The sequence below is a fragment of the Streptomyces spiralis genome, assembly GCF_014654675.1.
GTDB classification, from domain to species: domain Bacteria; phylum Actinomycetota; class Actinomycetes; order Streptomycetales; family Streptomycetaceae; genus Streptomyces; species Streptomyces spiralis.
The window spans coordinates 121,465-139,779 of the sequence record NZ_BNBC01000019.1 but is presented as its reverse complement, the minus strand read 5'-3'; the positions used below and the strand labels follow the sequence as shown (position 1 = coordinate 139,779).

Sequence of the window (18,315 nt, the reverse complement as noted above, 5' to 3'; positions counted from 1 at the left end):
GCCCCGACCGCACCCATGCTCCTGGGGCGCGTGGACCGCAAACGGGTGGCGTGGAGGCGGACGCCGCCGGCCCCCCCGCCCCTCCCCTCCGGCCGCCCCCACCCCCACCCCCCGACCCCTACCGCCCGCACCGGCCGCCCCGCTGACGCCGGGCGCGCCACCTGCCCGGACCGCCCGGCGCGCGCGGGCCGCGGTCCCCGGTGCCTCGACCGTGGCGCTCGCGCAGGGATGCGCCGCCGGGCCGGGCGCGCCGCCGACGCGGACTTCCCCGCTCGTGCCGGCTGCGGGCGTCGTGGCGGGTGCCGGCGGGCGCTTGTTCGGTGAACCATTGACCTCAACGTTGGTTGAGGTCCTACGTTTACTCCCATGAGCATGGAGACCACCGCCTGGACGCAGCTGCACAGCGTCATGACCGCCCAGCAGGAGCGCCGTCCGTTCGCCCTCGCGACGCTGCGCCGCATCGGCGCGTTCGCGCGCCCCCACCGCCGCCGTATCGCACAGTTCGTCGCCCTCGGGGTGGTGACCGCACTGCTCGCCGTGGCGACCCCCGTGCTCGCCGGCCGCGTCGTCGACGCGATCGTGTCCGGGGCCGATGAGGGCAGGGTCGTCCGCCTGGCCCTGCTCATCGCCCTGATCGCGGTCGCCGAGGCCGCCGTCGGCATCCTCGGCCGACGCCTGTCGGCGACGCTCGGCGAAGGGCTCATCCTCGATCTGCGGACGGCCGTCTTCGACCATGTGCAGCGCATGCCGGTCGCGTTCTTCACCCGCACCCGCACCGGAGCCCTCGTGTCCCGGCTCAACAACGACGTCATCGGCGCCCAGCGCGCCTTCAGCAACACCCTGTCCGGCGTGGTGAGCAACATCGTCACCCTGCTGCTCACCCTCGTCGTGATGCTCACCCTGTCCTGGCAGATCACGCTGCTCGCGCTGGTGCTGCTGCCGGTGTTCGTGGTGCCGGCCCGGCGCATGGGCAGCCGGATGGCCCGCATGCAGCGCGAGGCGGCCACGCTCAACGCGGCGATGGGCACCCGGATGACGGAGCGGTTCTCGGCCCCCGGCGCCACCCTCGTCAAGCTCTTCGGCCGCCCCGAGGAGGAGTCGGCGGAGTTCGCCGCCCGCGCCGGCCGGGTCAGGGACATCGGCGTCCGTACGGCCACGGCGCAGCAGGCGTTCATCACCGCGCTGACCCTGGTGTCCTCGCTGGCCCTCGCCCTGGTCTACGGCCTCGGCGGCTTCTTCGCCCTGCGCGGCACCCTGGAGGCGGGCGCCGTCGTCTCGCTGGCACTGCTGCTCACCCGGCTCTACGCGCCGCTCACCGCGCTCGCCGGGGCGCGCGTGGAGGTGATGAGCGCCCTGGTCAGCTTCGAGCGGGTCTTCGAAGTGCTCGACCTGAAGCCGCTGATCGTGGAGAAGCCGGACGCCCGCGAGGTGCCGGACGGCCCGGTCACGGTGGAGTTCGACGGCGTCCGCTTCGGCTATCCGTCCGCCGACAAGGTGTCCCTGGCCTCACTGGAGGAGGTCGCGAGCCTCGACACCCGCGGCGGCGCCGAGGTCCTGCACGGCATCTCCTTCCGCGCCGAACCCGGGCAGACCGTCGCCCTGGTCGGCTCCTCCGGCGCCGGCAAGTCCACCGTCGCGCAGTTGCTGCCGCGTCTGTACGACGTCGACGAGGGCGCCGTACGCATCGGCGGCGTCGACGTACGCGATCTGAGCGCCGCCTCCCTGCGCGCCACCCTCGGCATGGTCACCCAGGACGGCCATCTCTTCCACGACTCCGTCCGCGCCAACCTGCTGCTGGCCCGGCCCGCGGCCAGTGACGAGGATCTGTGGGACGCCCTGCGGCGGGCCCGCCTCGACGACCTCGTCCGCTCCCTGCCCGACGGCCTGGACACCGTCGTCGGCGAGCGCGGCTACCGGCTCTCCGGAGGCGAACGTCAGCGCATGACCATCGCCCGGCTGCTGCTGGCCCGCCAGCGGGTCGTCATCCTCGACGAGGCCACCGCCCACCTCGACAACACCTCCGAGGCCGCCGTCCAGGAGGCCCTGACCGAGGCACTGGTGGGCCGTACCGCGGTGGTGATCGCCCACCGGCTGTCCACGGTGCGCGCCGCGGACCTCATCCTGGTCGTCGAGGCGGGCCTGATCGTCGAACGCGGCACCCACGAGGAACTCCTGGCGGCCGACGGCCGCTACGCGGAGCTGTACCGCACCCAGTTCGAACAGCAGCGGCACCACGGGCCGACCGGCATCGCCGAGGACGAGGCGGCGGAGGCGGTGGCGTAGGCGCCGGACGGCAGGGGCGGGTATCACAGACCCGCCGACCCGCCGACCGCAGACGGTCGGGAAGAACCGGAGAGGGGGAGACGGGGAGGCTGGGAGACCGACGGACCGGCGGACCTCGGGTCGCAGGTCGTAGTCCGCGGCCCCCGGTTCCGCCGGGCGGCATCCGTCCGGCCGTGGCGCCGTCGTCCGGGCTCCCGCGCGAGGCGCGTGGGCCCACGCCCAAGCCGGGCGTTCGAGTTTCGTAATACCTGCGTGGGGCGGCTCCACTTGACCCGGTCCTGGGCCCGTCGCATATTGGAATCCGCATAGCGGAAACTAATTACCGCTATGCGGCAAGAAAGTTTCAAGCAAACGGTAAGGACGGGGAACGGTTGCGCTGCGGCGCGCTGGAGGTTCACGGACGGCCGGCATGCAGAATCCCGGGCGCTCTCGAGATCAAGCCCTCGCAGGATCACCCATGAAATCCCTTGCTCGCGATGTCCCAGTGCCTGGTTCTGGCCGCCCCCGAACCCACGGACTCGGACACGGGTGGCGAAGCCGCGTTCGACCCGGCCTCACGGGTCGGATGCGACCAGCGGCCGCGGGCGTGCGAGCGCACCTGGCGCTTCCCCTTCTGCTGATCGCGGCGATCACCCTCACGGCATCCTTCGCCCCGCTGGCCATTCATCTCTCACCGCTGCTCGTGGCGGCCCCCACCTGCGCCGCGGCGGTCGCGCCGACGCGATTCACCGTCGTCATGGCACTGACCGCCAGTGCGGCAGTGGTCCTCATCGACTGGCACGACGGCCTGGTGCATTCGCCGTTGCTGCCCATTCACATCGGCGCTCTGCTGGCGGTCTCGGGCTCCGCCATCGCCGCTCGCGCGCTGCACGATCGCGATCTGAGAGAACTCACGCAGGTGCGCGCCGTGTCCGAGGCGGCCCAGCGGGTTCTGTTGCGGCCCATCCCACGCACATTGGGTTCTCTTCGTATCGCGTCCATGTACCGGGCGGCCACCGCGCACGCTCTGGTGGGCGGCGACCTGTACGCCGCGGTCCGAACCGGCCGTATGACCCGCTTCCTCATAGGCGACGTCCGCGGCAAGGGTCTGCCGGCCGTCGAGGACGCCTCCGTCCTCCTCGGTGCCTTTCGCGAGGCAGCCCACGAACACGAGACACTCCCGAAGTTGGCGGCCTCACTGGAACGCAGCGTCCGCAGGCACCTGGCCGAGATGGCCGAGAGGGACCCCGACAGCGCCGAACGCTTCATCACTGCTCTGTTGGTCGAACTTCCCGACGAAGAAGAGACCGTCAGGGTCGTGAGCTGCGGACACCCGCCGCCCCTGCTGAAGCGACGCGGGGGAGTGACCCACCTATGCGTGTCTCGGCCTGCTCCACCACTCGGGCTGGCCGGAAGCACGGCTGAGGCATTCACCGTCGACACGTTCGCGTTTGTTCCGGGCGACACCTTGTTGCTCTACACCGACGGACTCGTCGAGGCCCGCGATGCCACCGGGGCGTTCTACCCCGTCCTCAAGCGTGCTGCCACCTGGACCTGGTGTTGCCCGCACAGTCTGCTGCAACACATCGGCCAGGACCTCGACAGCTACGCGGGCCGTCATCTGGACGACGACCTCGCCATGGTGGCCGTCCACTGTCCTGCCCGCTCGTCGCATTCTCCGGAGACCACCGCATGACCCGCATCAGAGGCATCCGCCTCTGCACGATCGGCACCAGAGGCCAACCATGAAGGGACAGTGACAAAGATGGCTACTGCGCGACGTCTGCTGTGCCGGCCGAGTTCCCTGCTCGTCATCTACCTGAGCGCCATGTGCGCGGTCCAACTGAGCGTCTCCACCGGTGGCTTGGTCCGCTGGTCCGACTACTCGGTGCTGGTCCCCCTGGTGGCCGCTGCCCTGCTCCCCGTGCGTCGGACCCTCTTCATCGGGGTCGCGACCCTGGCGGCCAGCGTGGCCGTCTACGGCTTGGCGATCCACGGGGTCTCCGAAGGAGGCCGTGCAGTGGTGATCTCCGCTGCGGCGCTGTCCTTCGGTCTGAGCCTTGTGACCTGCCGGACCCGCCTGAGTCTGCAACGCCCGCACTGCACCCGGGCGGAACAGCCCGTGGTGAGCGTCGACAGTCCAGGAACCGGCTCGGAGGCGAGGCACACCGCAGACGGCGCCCCCGGCGACGCACCTTCGTGTTCGGTGCCTGACGAGCCACCGTCTGCGCTGCCGCAGCCCGCGGCGTTGGAGCTTGTGGGTTCCTGCACGGCCGACAACGGCACGGCGATGCCCAAAGCCCACTGGCTCGACGCGATACCGCTGTCGGGGGCCCGGGTCGCGCTGGTCGCCGGTTCCGTCGCCGACCACGGGAGTTCCACGCCCAAAGTCGCCGCCGAACTCCGCGCCGCGGTACGCACGCTGGCCGACATCGACCTGCAACCGGAGGAACTCCTCACCCACCTCGAGGATGTACTGACCCGGCTGCGGCCCCATCAGGACGTGGTCCAGCACCGGATGGTCCGGCACGAGGCGGTCCAGCACGACGAGAGCGCAGCCGGGACCATCGCCCGTTGCCTGTATGCCGTCTACGACCCTGTCTCCGCGCGCTGCACCCTCGCCAGCGCCGGGTATCCTGCGCCGACCGTGATCAGGCCCGACGGCCTGGCCTACGCCGTGGAGATTCCCGCCGGCCCGCCACTCGGACATGGCCGACCGCCCGCCGAGTCCACCGAGGTCGCGCTCCCCGAAGGCAGTGTGCTCCTGCTGCACGCACACACCCCTGGGACACCTGATCTGGCAGCCTGGACCGGCGGGACCGCACCGCCCGAGGCGGTTGTCCGATCTCAGCGCTGCCTGAACGCCATCTGCCACTGCGCCCTCGACGCCCTGGTGTCCGGTGGGCGTTATGTCCACGCCGGCGTACTCGCGGCGCGCACACATGCCTTCGACGGCAGCAATGTCGGGACCTGGGAGCTCTCGGCCGACGTCGCGGCCGTCTCGCAAGCTCGTCAGCACATCTCAGGGAAGCTGGCCGCGTGGGGACTTGAAGACGCCGCACCCACCATGGAGCTCATCGCCAGCGAACTCGTCACCAACGCCATCCGACATGCTCACCCTCCTGTCCGACTGCGCCTGATCCTTCACGGTGCCGGATTGACCTGCGAGGTCTCCGACGGCAGCAGCACCTCCCCGCATCTGCGGCGAGCCCGCACATTCGACGAGGGCGGCCGGGGACTGTTCATTGTGGCTCAGCTCACCAGGCGCTGGGGCACGCGCCACAATTCCCACGGCAAGACCATCTGGGCGGAAGAACAACTTCCGACATCGGAAGAAGTCCGCAACGACCACCACAACACCTCGGCAGGCCTGGGCGCCTAGCCTGTGCCCAACCTCGTGTTCGGAGGCTGGGCAGACCGTGAGGAACCACTCACGATCTCTACTGCCTTCCGCCGGGCCGCCGCGGTGGCCCGGCGGTGACGAGCGGCTCCGTCAGCATTCCTCGGTCAACGGTCGGCAGCGGTAGTCGCAGAGGCGCGGTGACGGGGGGTATGCGGGTGGATGGTGAGCCGGGTCGGCGCCGCCGGTCGACGACGCGCCATGCGGATTCAACTGGTTGAGGCGCAGCACTTTGACGACCATGGGGTGATCGGCCAGTAGCGTCAGCCGGCCCCCGGCCTCGTGGATGCGGCGGGCGGCCGCGGTCAGAGGACGTGCTCCTGCGCAGTCCAGGAAGGTGACCTGCCTCAGGTCGACGACGACCTCGGGATGAGTGCCGCTGCTCGCGGCGGTGAAGATTGCCTCGGTGTGGGCGGCGGTGGCGATGTCCAGCTCACCGGCAGCAGTCACCACGATGGGCCGAGTTCCGACAAGGACGGTACAGACGGCTGGCACTTACTTTCTCCTCTACGAGAAAGACATCTGGGAACGCGTCAAAGCTATGGACACGACCGCGCCGTCGTCATCGCAGTCAGCCCCCCATAGGCTCTTCCTGCCAGCACCACCAGGCCAGTGTCCAACCGGCCTCAGCCTCATGGCATGGCGTCCCTGACCGCTCGAAGAGGCCGCCGACGCGGGCCAGGACCAGCCAGTGGCCGTCCTCCGGTCCGGCAGGCAGAAGGGGAGCGAATACAGCTAGCAGGAATACTGACGGGGGCATCCGCCTGGGATTCTGGAAACATGGTGCGCTGCATGATCGTCGATGACTGCCCTGAGTTCCTCCGAGCTGCTCGGTCTCTGCTCGAGGGCCAAGGCATGACAGTCGTGGGCGTGGCATCGAACGGCCTTCAGGCATTGCGGCAGGCTCGGCAGTTCAGACCGGACGTGGCGCTGGTCGACATCGATCTGGGTGGCGAGTGCGGTCTGGAGCTGGCCGGTCGGCTACGACGAGAGACCGGCCCCTCTCCTCCGCTGGTCGTCCTGGTCTCCATCCACGCCGAGGACGACTACGCAGGCATGATCGAGGGGAGTGTCGCGGTGGGCTTCCTGGCGAAAACCGATTTGTCGGGCAATGCCATTCGCGCCCTGCTCGCGGAGTGGGGATCACCATGACGGCTCGATCACCGGGCCTCCAGAAAGGTGATGACCGCCCGCACACGACGGTGGTCGTCCTCGGTCTCCGGCAGGTTCAACTTCGCCAGGATATTGCGTACATGTTTCTCCACCGTCCCTTCGGTGACCCACAACCGGCGGGCGATGCCGGCATTGGAACGGCCTTCGGCCATCAGCCCGAGTACCTCGAGTTCCCGCGTGCTGAGTACTGCCAGCGGATCCTCCCTACGGCGGGCGGACACCAGTTCCTGCACGAGTGCCGGATCCAGCACCGACCCACCCCCGGCGATCCGCTGCATCGCTTCCAGGAAATCCTGGACGTCACTTACCCGGCTCTTGAGCAGGTAGCCAATACTGTGACCAGTGTCCAAGAGTTCCAACGCGCTCTCCACCTCGACATACGCCGAGAGGAGCAGAATGCCCATGTCAGGGAACTCCCGCCGGATGGTGCACGCCGCGTCCAGCCCTTCGGTCGCCTGTCCGGGAGGCATCCGGATATCCAGTACGACCAGATCCGGTGTGACTCTGCGAACCAGGTCCAGCAACTGGACGGCGTCGGCGGCCTGCCCCAGCACCGCGCAGCCCGCGCGCTGCAGCAAGCTGGCCAGACCTTCGCGGAGGAGGACGTCGTCCTCGGCGAGGACGACCCGCAGGGGTGTCATGGCCGGACCCTTGTCGCTGGGCCGGCCGTCGGCGCCGGACGTCGAGCTTCCTGGCCTCATGCCCGACATTGTCCTTGAGCCTCGTCCGGCGAGCACGCTGTAAGAGGTTCGTGCAAAACCCGTCCCGCCGACAGGGAGGGACCAGTGCATCCGCTCGCCTTCCGTACCCGGAAGACCGGTGGGAACCGCGGCCTCGCACGCCGATTGATCGTCGCGAGCAGCCTCCTTGTACTCCCCATCGGCTCAGCCTTCGTCATCCTGCTTCACTCGGTCTTCGACCTGCGTGCAATCCACCGGCTTGCACAGAGGTCAGAAGAAGTGCGCATTGTGGCCGGCCAGGTAGAGCAACAGGTGCTCGATCTTGAGACGGACCTGCGCGGTTATGCAGTGACCGGGCACCCGCAGTACGTCAAGCGCTGGCAGAATTCTGTGGCCGTCTTCCCCAAGGACGTCGGCACGCTGAAGCGCCTGACCGAAGGAAGACCTGGAGAGCTGGCCAAAGCGGAGTGGATCCAGCACGCGGGCGCTGCGTATATCAAGAAGTATTCGATGCCTTTGGCGGACGCCGCGAAGCACGACCGAGCCGCGGCAGCAGGGTCCGTCTCGAGTGAACAGTACAACCGCCGTTTCCAGGTAATTCTGGACGACTTTCACGAGATCATGGCCGGCGAGCAGAATATGGCCAAGGAAAGGGAGGAGCACGCCGCGGCACCCACCGACCAGGCCGTGACCGCGACCATCGCCGGCCTGAACGGATCGGTGCTGCTCACCATCGGAGTCGCGGGCTACGTCACGCGGGCCATCGTGCGTCCCGTGCGCCGAACAGCCGCCATGGCCGACCGGCTCGCTGCCGGGGACCTGACCGCCCGCACGCCGGAAACAGCGGTGGGCGAGATCGGGCTCCTGGAACGCAACTTCAATCGCATGGCCGACTCGCTGCAGGAAGGTCATGCGGAACTGTCCACGTCACGGTCCAGGATTCTCGCGGCCACCGACCAGGCGCGGCGCAGCATCGAACGTGATCTGCATGACGGCACCCAGCAGCGGTTGGTGGCGCTTCTGCTGGAACTGCAAGTCGCCGAGAGCACGGTCCCCGCGGACCAACCGATGCTGAGGAGCAGGATCTCCCGGGCCGCCGAATCGCTGAAGGGGGTACTGGACGATCTGCGCGAGCTCTCCCGTGGCATTCATCCAGCGGTGCTCTCCCGGGGAGGTCTCGCCCCTGCGCTCAGGGCTCTGGCCCGTCACTCCCCGGTTCCGGTGGAACTCGACGTGGACGTTCCCCGGAGGCTGCCTGAGCCGATCGAGGTGGCGGCCTACTACGTCGTCTCGGAGGCGCTGGCCAACACCGCCAAGCACGCCCTCGCGTCCCACGCCCGCGTCTGCGCGCGGACCGGCCGCGGCTTCCTGTGCCTGTCCGTTCACGACGACGGCGTCGGAGGCGCCGGGTTGGGCGGTGGGTCGGGGCTGATCGGCCTCACCGACCGTACAAGGGCCCTCGGCGGGTCCCTTGCCCTCCACAGTCCCGAGGGTCAGGGGACCACCCTCCAAGCGCACCTTCCCCTGGCAGAGGCATAGCCCGCGGACCCTCCCCGTCGCCGCGTGCTCAAGCCTCCCACCCGGTGCGACACGACTCAGACGAGTCCGGGCTGCGGTTCCGCGGACTGCGGCTCCGGCTGCGGCGCCGGTGCGGCCTTCGGGTCCCACGACCTGGTGGTCCGTACGTACGCGGAGATCACCGAGGCCGTCGCCAGCAGGAGCAGTGGTCCGAACACCCAGGGATGGGCGGCCATCTGCTCCGGCAGACAGCGGTACGACACCAGGAGCGCGGTGAAGACGGCCGTGCCGTAGCCGACCAGCTGGACGCTCGACCGGTCCCAGCCGCGGGCGAACGAGCGCATCGCCGCCTCGATCGTGAGGGCGAACACCACGCCGGCGATGACGTCCGCGCCGTAGTGGTAGCCGAAGCCCAGCGTCGCGGTAATCGTGGCGGCCAGCCAGAACGTGCCGGCGAAGCGCATGGCCCGTGAGCCCTTGCGGGAGTGGACGAAGAGCGTGGTGGCCCAGGCCGTGTGCAGGCTGGGCATGCAGTTGCGCGGGGTGATCTCGTCGAACGGCATGGCGTGCGGGGTGCTGATCGGCGGCACGGTGTCCGGCCACAGGTCGGCCAGCGCCCAGTGGCCGCCGCCGGTGCCGAACGCGCCGGTGCCGTAGGCGAAGACCGGTCCGACGACCGGGAAGATCATGTAGATGGCCGGCCCGAGCAGGCCGATCACCAGGAAGGTGCGCACCAGATGGTGGCCCGGGAAACGGCGGTCGCGGGCCACATGGCGCAGTTGGTACAGGGCGACGAGGGCCGCCGCCAGCGGGAGCTGACCGTAGACGAGGTGGAGGAGCTGCGCGCCGACCGGCCCGGTGGCGTCGACGAGCTGCCCGACAAGCCACGACGGGTCGCCCAGGGCGTGATCGGCGGTCGCCACGTACGGGTCGAGCACCGTCGGGCGGGTCTTCGAGGTGATCAGCAGCCAGGTGTCGCCCGTCTTGTGGCCGGCCACCAGCAGCATGCCCAGCCCGACGCCCTTCAGCAGCAGCACCCGCTCCCGGCCGGTACGGCGCGTGACGGCGATGACCGCCCAGCCGAGGACCACCCACAGCGCGCCGTTGCCGAAGCTCATGTCGGCGCCGACGGCCCACCGCACGAGCAGGAAGACCACGTCGACGCCGATCGCGACACCGGCCGAGACGAGCCGTTGCCGCCAGCTGAGCACCACCATCATCAACGCCAGACCGGCGTAGAGCAGGGGCCCCGAATGAGGTGCGAATATCACCTCTCGCGTCAGATTGGTGATCGGCCCCGGCAGGCCGTAGCGGCGTGCGGCATATTCCAGCGCGATGAGGAACCCGGCGACCGCCACACCTGCCGCCCCCCACAGCATCACTCGCGGCCGGCTCCATGCGGAGAGCTCGGAGCCGTTGTCTCTTCGCGAGGATATTCGCTTTTGCGTGTTTTCCAATTATTCGACTCATTCGGTTAGATGGTGGACAAAAGGATATGAATTATGCCGGATGGCGTGATTTACCGGTGAAGAACGGGCGGTAGTCGATCATCACAGGTTCGAACATGCTAACGGTATGGTGTGCCGGTTTCACGGCTTCGGCCCGCTTGACGCCGTGAGTCGCGGGCCGGGCCTCGGACCGAGCCGCTCCCGATCAGTACACCCGGCGCGCGTGGAGGACGGCGGCTCGTCCCATCCTGGCGACCGCCTCGGCGAGGACGGAGTGGGAGGTCGCGAAGTTCAGGCGGACGTGCCCCGCTCCTCCCGTTCCGAAGATGTGCCCGGAGGACAGGGCGACCCTGGCGTGCTCGAGGAACATCCGTGCCGGGCCGGCCAGGTCCGTGACCACCGCGAGGTCGCCGGCGCCCTCTTCCGGGGCGAGGCCGAGGGACCGGCAGTCGAGCCAGGCCAGGTAGGTCCCCTCCGGCCGCGCGTAACCGACCCCGGGCAGGTGCTCGGCGACCAGCCGGCCCAGCAGGTCCCGGTTCGCGTCGAGCCCCGCCAGCAGCGCGTCGAGCCACCGGTCCCCGTGGCGGTAGGCCGCCGTGTGGGCGATCACGCCCAGATAGCTGGCGCCGTGCGTCACCTCCTCTGGCATCCGGCCCAGATCGCCGGCCGCCTCGGGCCCCGCGAGGGCGAGCGCGGCCTTGATACCGGCGAGGTTCCAGCCCTTGGTCGCCGACATCAGCGAGAAGGCGTTCTCGGACCCGGGCACGCTCAAATAGGGAGTGAACGTGGCGCCCGGCAGCACGAGCGGGGCGTGGATCTCGTCGGCGACCACACGGACCCCGTACCGCCGGGCCAGCGCCGCCACGGCGGCGAGCTCCGCGAAGGTGTGGACCGTGCCCGTCGGGTTGTGCGGATTGCTGAGCAGATACGCGATCCCGCCCCCGCCGCTGCGCTCCCGGACGCGCCGGAACGTCTCCTCGAGCGTTTCCAGGCTGATCCGGAGGTCCGGCCCGAGGGGCGCTTCGACGATCCGGCGGTCGTCATGGGTGACGAAGGCGTAGAAGGGCGCGTACACCGGAGAGTTGACGATCACCGGATCCCCGGGCTCGGTGACCAGCCTGAGCACCTGGACCGCGCCCGTCATCACGTCCGGGATCACGGCGGTGCGGTCGATCGCCACCCCGTCCCACTTCCAGCGCCGCGCGGCGAAGCCGGCCAGTGACTCCGCGAACTCGGTACCGACGGGGTATCCGGTGTCGCCGGCGTCGACGGCTTCGCGCAGCGCGTCGGCGACCGCCGGTGCCAGCGGGACATCCATCTCCGCCACCCACAGGGGCAGGACGTCCGCCGGATGCGTGCGCCACTTCATGCTCCCGCGCCGGCGCAGCTGCTCCAGCGACAGCTCCTCGAGAGGGTTCGCACACTCTTCGGCCTCAGCGCCCGCGTCCGCGGAGCCGCGCCCACCCACGGCAGTCATCTTCAGCATTGGACCCCCATCCCGATCTCGACGCAAGGGTCCGGGACCGTCGGTGCGACGGTCACAGGTACCGGGTCAGGAACTGGAGCCCCAGGCTGGTGGCGGACACGACCAGCCACAGACAGCCCCCGAGCAGCAGCGGCGCGGGGCCGGTCCGGCGCAGCCTGGAGGGCTCGGTGGACAGGCCGATCGCGGACAGGGCGACGGTGATGAGGAAGACGGCGAGCGTGCCGAGCGGGCCGTGGGCGGCGGACGGCACGAGACCCGCGGTGTTCGCGGCCGCCAGGGCGAGGAAGCCGGTGAGGAACCACGGCACGAGCCGGCCGACGCGCACCGGGCCGGGCAGGCTCCGCCCGGAACCTGCCGCGCCGACACTGGCCGGCGCGCCGTCCGTCCGTGCGCGGCGGCGGGCGAGGGCGGCGAGGCCCAGGCAGATCGGGATGATCAGCAGCGTCCGGGCCAGCTTGACCACCACCGCGTAGTCGGCCGCCGGGCCGCCGTAGGTGGTGGCGGCGGCGACGACCGACGACATGTCGTTGACCGCCGTGCCGGCGAACAGGCCGAAGGCGTGCTGGCCCATGCCCAGCAGATGCCCGAGGACGGGGAAGGCCAGCACCGCGGCGACGTTGAAGACGAAGATCGTGGAGACGGCGTAGGCCACCTCCGCCTCGGCCGCGCCGATGACCGGCGTGACCGCGGCGATCGCGGAGGCGCCGCAGATGCCGGTGCCCACGCCGATCAGGGTGCGCAGATCGCGGACGACACCCAGTCGCCGTCCGATCCAGTACGCCGACGCCAGGCAGACCGCAAGGGTCACGATCATCACCGGCAGAGAGCCGACACCGACCCGGAGCACCTGGCCCAGGGACAGCTGCGCGCCCAGGACCACCACCGCGGCCTGGAGAACTCCGCGCCCGGCGAAGACGATGCCCGGCCGTGTCCGATCACCCGGCCGCACCACGATGGCCACCAGCACCCCGAGGACGATGCCGCTCACCGGCCCGCCGACGACAGGGACCAGCCGGCCCAGTGCGGTCGCGACCAGGGCGACTCCCACGGCCAGGGCCAGCCCGGGGAGCCGGACGGCAACGCCGGAGAGCCGGGCGGCGACACCGGGAGGCCGGGCGGAGAGCGCGGCCGCGGACCCGCGGGCAAGGGCAGGGCGGGGCGGCCGGGCGGTGGTCCCTGACGGGGACAGGCTGGCGTCCTTCATGATCACCACTCTGGTCGGCGCCGTCCCGGCCCTGTAGCCCCTCATTGATCATCAGCTCATAGCGCAGACGTATGACTGACTCATACGCTGGGACTGTGACAGACTCCTCCGCGCCGGATTCCCGGACCCTTCCCCTCCCCTTGCGCACGCCCGACCTCGAGTCGCTGCGGCTCCTCGTCCTCGTGGCCGACCTGGGCAGCCTGGGGCGGGCGGCCGAGCGGCTGCGGATCTCCCAGCCGTCCGCCAGCCGCCGGCTGTCCACGCTGGAACGCGGGCTGGGACTGGTGCTGGTCGACCGGACCCGCCGCGGCTCCCGGCCGACGCTGGCCGGACAGATCGTCGCCGGACACGCCCGGCGGGTCCTGGACGAGCTGGACGACCTGCTCGCCGGGGCCGGCAGGCTGCGTGACCGGAGGGAGGCCGAACTGCGCGTCGCGGCGAGCCTGACCATCGCGGAGTACCTGCTGCCGGTCTGGATCAGCGAGCTGCGCGCCCGCCGGCCGGAGCTGTACGTCGGACTGCAGGTGACCAACAGTGAGCACGTGCCCGAGCTGGTCGAGTCGGGCGAGGCCGACATCGGGTTCATCGAGGGGCCGCGCCTGTCCCGCGTGATGTCCACGAAGCAGGTGGCCGAGGACCGGCTCGTCGTCGTGGTCGACCCCGCTCACCCGTGGGCGCGGCGCCGCGAGCCGCTGTCGGCGCGGGAGCTGTCCCGTGCGCCGCTGGTGCTGCGGGAGAGCGGTTCCGGCACGCGGCAGACCCTCGACCGCGCCCTGTACCTGGCGGGCTGTGAACGGGTCCGGCCCCTGGTGGAGCTCGGCTCGACGGCCGCCGTCCGCGGCGCGGTGATCGCCGGCACCGGGCCGTCCGTCCTGAGCGAGCTGGCCGTCCGCGGCGACATCGCCGAGGGCCGGCTGATCGGCGTGGACGTCGAGGGCGTCGACCTCACGCGCGACCTGCGCGCGGTATGGCCGACCGGACGGCGCCTGGTGGGCCCGGCGGCGGAACTGGTCACGGTGGCCCGCCGAGCGGTCGCGGGCGAACGGCGGGGCCGCGGGTAGGGCCCCCGTACGATCTCACCGTCCAGCACGGCCAGGGGCTTTCTCCCTCAGGTCCACTCCGACACCGCCGACACGGCGACCTCAGAGATCACGTCCGGCCCCTCCTCCGCTCCACGGGCGCAACCAGCGAGCCGGTGGGACGATGACGGGGTCCCCGACCGGCACATGGCGGGAGGAGCGGGCATGGAGATCAAGCCGCAGGCAGTCGTCATCCCCAAGGACGCCGATCACCTGGAACAGGGGAAGTACGGCCCCGTTTTCCCCAGGACCCCGGCGTGCCACGGGTTCACCGTCATCGCGCGCGTCAAGCCGGGCCGCGCGGAAGCGGTACGGGACTACGGCCACGCACTGGCCAAGGCGCTGGAGCAGGATCCGTATCTGCTCGCGCCGTTGAAGTTGCACTACCTCAGGTGGGTGCTGTTCGACGACGACACGCGCTTCATGTACCAGGGGATCTTCGACACCGACTTCGACAAGTACACCGAGGACGCGATCGCGCTCTTCGCGAAAGCGGGTGTGAGCACCGTCTTCGAGAATCTCGAGGGGTTTCCCGAGGACTGGCGGACCAACCCCGAGGCGTTCATCCGCTTCGTGCGCGAGCATCAGTGTCCGAGCTTCATCGAGTACGGAGAGTACCCGTACGTCACGGCGGACGAGATCAAGAAGGCGCTGCGGGTCAAGGGCGCCCTGTCGGAGATGCTCGACCAGTTGCAGTGAGGGCCGTGACATGAGTGAGACCAGGACCGCGCGCACTTATAACCAGAGGCACACCCCACGGGAGTACACCCCCGGTGGAAAACGGGTGAGCATCTACGTCTCGTGGAGCTATCCGGCCGAGGCGGGCCGGTACACATCGGAGTTGGACAACCGCTTCTCCACCATGACCGAGGTCAGGCGGGCGGCATGGCCCGCCTACGAGGACCCGAAGTGGTCCGATCCGTATCGGTTCCAGCAGGGCATCGCCGGTGCGCTCGAGCTGTTCTTCTGGGCCTGGGTGCCGTTCCAGGACTTCGTCGAGGAGACCACGGGGCATCCGGTTCCGGTGTACCAGCGCATCGACCAGGCCGGCTTCCAGACCCCGCTGGACGAGCGGGTCCTGGCGGACACCGATGTCCTGTTCGTCTTCGGGCTGGACCACATGATCACCCGACAGGAGGCCCGGCGGGACGAGATCGAGGCCCTTCGGGCCTTCCTCGCCCGGGAGGACGTCCGCCTGGTGCTCGGCCCCCACCACGACGTCGGCGCGTCGGACGATCTGTCCGAACGGGAGATGGAGTACCGCCACCACGGCGATCCTCTGGTGCCACGCCGGCAACGGTTCGCGACGTACGTCAGGGACCTGATGAAGGGTCTGGGCGTACCGGTCGTCAACCGCTACGGACTGCGTCCCGCGACCGGCGAGGACAACAGGATCGCGCCGCTGTCCACGGTCCGCGACCTGGATGCCAAGGGGTGGCTGGACGGCGTGACCAACTTCAACTTCCACATGCATCTGCCGCACTACGAGGTGACGCCCGGCGACCCCGAAACCATCCATGTCCTGGCGAGGCAGCCGATCGACACGTCCAGGCCGCATCCGTTCACCGAGGCCGGCAACAGCGAGTTCAACATGTTCCTGTGGATGCCGCCGAGCGGGGACCGGGCGGGCGATGTGCTGCTGGCGGACTCGACGATCTTCAGTTCCCTGTTCGGGGGTGATGAGAGTCTGCGCAGCTTCTGGCGGAACCTCGTCTCGAAGTAGGGCCGGCAAGGAGGTCGCCCGTGAGTGAGCCCTCGGCGGTCGGGCTGGAGCTGGACGACATCCAGCGCGGTGTCCTGAGCCCCCGGCCGACCCCTTACGCGGCCGCCTACCTGGCCTTCCGGATCGACGACCGGGAACAGGGGCGGGAGCTGATGCGGCGCGTCAGCGGAGCGGTGACCTCCGCAGCGGACGCGGCCAGCCCGCTCGGGGACGCCTGGGTCAGTGCCGCCCTGACCTGTCGCGGCCTCGAGGCCCTCGGAGTGCCGGCCGCATCGCTGGACACGTTCGCCTGGGAGTTCCGGCAGGGTATGGCCGCCCGTGCCGGAGCACTCGGCGATGTCGGCGACAGCGCCCCGGAGCACTGGGAAGCACCGCTCGGCACCCCCGACGTCCACGTGGTGATCACAGCCATCGCGCCCGACTCCCCGCGCCTTCAGGCCGCCATCGAGCGCGCTCGCCCGGCGTACGACCGTCTCCCCGGGATCACCGCGGTCTGGCGGCAGGACTGCTACGCGCTGCCCACCGAGACGGAGCACTTCGGCTATCGCGACGGTGTCAGTCATCCCGCCGTCGAAGGAAGCGGCATCGCCGGCTCGAACCGGCTCGAAGTCCCGCTGAAGGCCGGGGAGTTCGTTCTCGGATACCCCGACGAACTGGGAGGAGCCCAAACCCCGCAGCCCGCCGCGCTGGGGCGCAACGGCAGCTACGCCGTCTTCCGCAAACTCCACCAGGACGTCGCCCGGTTCCGCCGCTACCTGAGGGACAACTCCACCGGGCCCGAGGACCAGGAACTGATCGCGGCGAAGATCATGGGGCGCTGGCGCAGCGGGGCTCCCCTCGCGCTCGCCCCCGAGCACGACGATCCGGCGCTCGGCGCCGACCCGCACCGGCGCAACACCTTCCAGTACCAGCGGGACGACCCGATCGGTTTCCGCACTCCCGGCGGCTGCCACATCCGCCGGGCCAACCCCCGCGACGCCGCCGTGGCGGGCGAGGTGCGCCTGCACCGCATGATCCGACGGGGCGCCGTCTACGGACCGCCACTGCCGGACGGGGTGCTCGAGGACGACGGAGTGGACCGCGGCCTGATGTTCGCGTTCATCGGCGCACACCTCGGGCGGCAGTTCGAGTTCGTCCAGTCCGAGTGGTTGAACGACAGCGTCTTCTTCGGCGGAGGAGACGGCAAGGACCCCGTCACCGGCTCCCAGGACGGCTCCACCGGTTTCACCGTTCCCCGCAGGCCGGTGCGACGACGCCTCGCCGCGCTGCCCCGGTTCGTCGTCACCCGAGGAGGCGAGTACTGCTTCCTGCCGAGCCTGAGCGCCCTGCGCCGGCTCGGCGGTCTTCAGGAGTGACGAGCGGTGACACGCGCCGTGGCCGACGCCCGAGGATCTCCGCTTCCTGGAGAGTGGGCCGATGGACACCCTGCACCTGGTGCTCAACGCCGTCACCGTCGTCTTCATCGCGGCCACGATGTTCGCGGCCGGCCTGGGGGCCACCCTCCCCGCTCTGCGAGGCGTCTTCACCGACGTCCCGCTGCTCCTGCTGGCGCTGCTCGCCAACATGGTGGTCGTCCCGCTGCTCGGCTGGGGCATCGGAACGCTCCTCGGCCTTCCGCCGGCCTCGCTCGTCGCCCTCGTCCTGCTCGCCTCGTCGCCGGGCGGCCCCTTCGGCGCGAAACTGGCCATGGTGCAGAACGGCGACGTTGCCGCGGGCGCGGCGATGCAGGTACTCCTGGCCTCCATCGGCAGTCTCACGTTCGCACCCACCGCCAACGGCATCCTCAGCGCCGCCGACATCGGCACCGACGTGTCCCTCGACGTCGGGGCGCTGGTCCGGACCGTGGCGCTGCTTCAGCTGGTGCCGTTCGCCATCGGCCTGCTCATGCGCCACTACGCCACGCCCACGGCGCGGTCATGGCACCCCACGGCCGCCGCGGTCTCCAACATCACCTTCCTGATCGTGCTGGCGGGCATGCTGCTCGGCAACTGGCGAACGGTCGTGGATCTCTTCGGCTCCCTCTCCCTGCTCGCCGGTTTCCTGCTCGCGGCCGCCGCTTTCGGCGTGGGCACCTTGCTGGCCACGGGCACGACGGTGCGCCGTACCACCATGGGCGGGGTCGCCTCGGTGCGCAACGCGGGTCCCGCGCTGGCCGCCGTAGGGCTCGCGTTCGACGACCGGACCGCCGTGCTGGGGGCGCTGGCGGGGGTCCTGCTCAGCGGGCTGGTCGCGGCCCTGCCGATCGCCGTGTTCCTCAGCGGCCGGCGTCAGGCCCCGGCTCCGCCGGAAACCGGACGAGGCACGCCGTCGGCCCCCACACGGCCTTGACGTCTGCCGAGGCG

15 protein-coding genes are annotated in these 18,315 nt (G+C 70.2%); 10 read left to right on the top strand and 5 right to left on the bottom strand.

Annotation, left to right across the window (positions count from 1 at the left end):
- Nucleotides 1-372 precede the first annotated feature (372 nt).
- The 3 genes from IE318_RS20835 (at nt 373) to IE318_RS20825 (ending at nt 5,644) form a co-directional block, all read left to right on the top strand.
- Nucleotides 373-2,283: an ABC transporter ATP-binding protein gene (locus IE318_RS20835; RefSeq protein WP_189902564.1), complete on the top strand. Its 1,911-nt coding sequence runs from the start codon at nt 373-375 to the stop codon at nt 2,281-2,283.
- Nucleotides 2,284-2,869: 586 nt separating this feature from the next.
- Nucleotides 2,870-3,958 (top strand): PP2C family protein-serine/threonine phosphatase, encoded by a 1,089-nt coding sequence (locus IE318_RS20830; RefSeq protein ID WP_229903635.1) that lies wholly within the window; start codon nt 2,870-2,872, stop codon nt 3,956-3,958.
- A gap of 69 nt (nt 3,959-4,027) precedes the next feature.
- On the top strand, nt 4,028-5,644 hold the full coding sequence (locus IE318_RS20825) for an ATP-binding SpoIIE family protein phosphatase (protein ID WP_189902513.1): 1,617 nt from the start codon (nt 4,028-4,030) through the stop codon (nt 5,642-5,644).
- A 111-nt stretch (nt 5,645-5,755) separates the two neighbouring features.
- Here the strand turns inward: IE318_RS20825 and IE318_RS20820 are convergent, their stop codons facing one another.
- Nucleotides 5,756-6,115, bottom strand: coding sequence for an STAS domain-containing protein (locus tag IE318_RS20820; protein ID WP_229903634.1), 360 nt, complete (start codon nt 6,113-6,115; stop codon nt 5,756-5,758).
- A gap of 186 nt (nt 6,116-6,301) precedes the next feature.
- Here IE318_RS20820 and IE318_RS20815 point away from each other — a divergent pair, with 186 nt between their 5' ends.
- Nucleotides 6,302-6,814, top strand: a complete 513-nt coding sequence (locus IE318_RS20815) for a response regulator (RefSeq protein ID WP_308438584.1) — start codon at nt 6,302-6,304, stop codon at nt 6,812-6,814.
- An 8-nt stretch (nt 6,815-6,822) separates the two neighbouring features.
- Here IE318_RS20815 and IE318_RS20810 read toward each other — a convergent pair whose 3' ends face one another.
- On the bottom strand, nt 6,823-7,476 hold the full coding sequence (locus IE318_RS20810; RefSeq protein ID WP_189902508.1) for a response regulator: 654 nt from the start codon (nt 7,474-7,476) through the stop codon (nt 6,823-6,825).
- A gap of 144 nt (nt 7,477-7,620) precedes the next feature.
- Between IE318_RS20810 and IE318_RS20805 the strand changes: the two genes are divergently transcribed.
- Entirely contained in the window at nt 7,621-9,054 is a 1,434-nt protein-coding gene (locus IE318_RS20805) for a sensor histidine kinase (protein WP_189902506.1), read from the top strand.
- Between the two features lie 56 nt (nt 9,055-9,110).
- Here the strand turns inward: IE318_RS20805 and IE318_RS20800 are convergent, their stop codons facing one another.
- The 3 genes from IE318_RS20800 to IE318_RS20790 form a co-directional block, all read right to left on the bottom strand.
- Complete coding sequence (locus IE318_RS20800; protein ID WP_189902559.1) at nt 9,111-10,412, bottom strand: phosphatase PAP2 family protein; 1,302 nt, start codon at nt 10,410-10,412, stop codon at nt 9,111-9,113.
- A gap of 274 nt (nt 10,413-10,686) precedes the next feature.
- Complete coding sequence (locus IE318_RS20795) at nt 10,687-11,958, bottom strand: MalY/PatB family protein (RefSeq protein ID WP_229903633.1); 1,272 nt, start codon at nt 11,956-11,958, stop codon at nt 10,687-10,689.
- A gap of 61 nt (nt 11,959-12,019) precedes the next feature.
- Entirely contained in the window at nt 12,020-13,171 is a 1,152-nt protein-coding gene (locus tag IE318_RS20790; RefSeq protein WP_189902502.1) for a YeiH family protein, read from the bottom strand.
- A gap of 71 nt (nt 13,172-13,242) precedes the next feature.
- Between IE318_RS20790 and IE318_RS20785 the strand changes: the two genes are divergently transcribed.
- The 5 genes from IE318_RS20785 to IE318_RS20765 all read left to right on the top strand — a co-directional run bounded on the left by IE318_RS20785 (nt 13,243) and on the right by IE318_RS20765 (nt 18,301).
- Nucleotides 13,243-14,232 (top strand): LysR family transcriptional regulator, encoded by a 990-nt coding sequence (locus tag IE318_RS20785; protein WP_229903632.1) that lies wholly within the window; start codon nt 13,243-13,245, stop codon nt 14,230-14,232.
- Between the two features lie 183 nt (nt 14,233-14,415).
- Complete coding sequence (locus tag IE318_RS20780) at nt 14,416-14,949, top strand: hypothetical protein (protein WP_189902498.1); 534 nt, start codon at nt 14,416-14,418, stop codon at nt 14,947-14,949.
- Nucleotides 14,950-15,034: 85 nt separating this feature from the next.
- Nucleotides 15,035-15,973: a hypothetical protein gene (locus IE318_RS20775; protein WP_229903631.1), complete on the top strand. Its 939-nt coding sequence runs from the start codon at nt 15,035-15,037 to the stop codon at nt 15,971-15,973.
- Between the two features lie 20 nt (nt 15,974-15,993).
- Nucleotides 15,994-17,328, top strand: a complete 1,335-nt coding sequence (locus IE318_RS20770; RefSeq protein WP_189902494.1) for a Dyp-type peroxidase — start codon at nt 15,994-15,996, stop codon at nt 17,326-17,328.
- A gap of 61 nt (nt 17,329-17,389) precedes the next feature.
- Nucleotides 17,390-18,301: a bile acid:sodium symporter family protein gene (locus IE318_RS20765; protein ID WP_189902491.1), complete on the top strand. Its 912-nt coding sequence runs from the start codon at nt 17,390-17,392 to the stop codon at nt 18,299-18,301.
- Nucleotides 18,302-18,315: the final 14 nt, after the last annotated feature.